We start from the raw sequence: 822 nt of genomic DNA, 5'->3' as shown, positions 1-822 counted from the left end.
GGCGGCAAAGCGGCCACCGTAATCCGGTGATCGGCCATATACTGCTCAAACCGTTCGTAGTTCAAAATCGTCTCTGTTGTTGGTACGTATAACGTGGCGCCGCAGAACAGCGCCTGGAAGATTTCCCAGCAAGCTGCATCAAACGAGTAGCTGGCGAACAGCAGCGCATGATCCGACGTACGGATCCGAAGCGTCTGATCAAAATACGTTTTCAGATTGCACAGCCCATGGTGCTCCAACATCACGCCCTTCGGCTGCCCCGTCGTCCCTGACGTATAAATCACATACGCCAAATCATTCGGGCCGGACAACGGCTCCAGATTGGAACCATCCTCGTGGTACACCGTTTGCTCACCGTCTAGCACCAGCATGTGGCCGTCAAACGCGACTTTGTCTACCAGATGGCTTTGTGTTAACAGCAGTTTCGCTCCCGAGTCGTCCAGCATGTAGCGGATACGCTCTTCCGGATAGGTTGGATCGATAGGTACATAGGCGCCTCCGGCTTTTAAAATCCCGAAGATCCCCACGATCATATCCACCGACCGCTCAGTCATCAGACCCACCAGACGATCCTTCGTCACGCCTTGACTGCGCAAGGTACGAGCCAATTGATTGGCGCGTTCATTCAGCTCGCGATAAGTCAGCGTCTCTCCTTCAAAGAACAAGGCTGTCTGCTCCGGTGTCTGCGCCGTTTGCGCCTCGAACAAGCCGTGAATCGTTTGCTCGCTTGGATAGGTTGCCGCTGTATTGCCCCAGGCCTCAACGATTTGCTCGCGCTCCTGCACCGTAACCATATCCAGCTCATGTACACGGATGTCCGGA

General features: G+C 54.7%; 1 protein-coding gene. It reads right to left on the bottom strand.

Annotated elements, in window-relative coordinates:
- Positions 1 to 822, bottom strand: an 822-nt coding sequence (locus tag HFD99_RS24805) for an AMP-binding protein (protein ID WP_167441052.1), incomplete at both ends; no start/stop codon positions are given.

The sequence above is a fragment of the Paenibacillus sp. EKM301P genome, from assembly GCF_011800295.1.
Classification (GTDB): Bacteria; Bacillota; Bacilli; order Paenibacillales; family Paenibacillaceae; genus Paenibacillus; species Paenibacillus polymyxa.
Note: the sequence above shows the minus strand (reverse complement) of the source record. Positions and strands in the feature narration are given on the sequence as shown.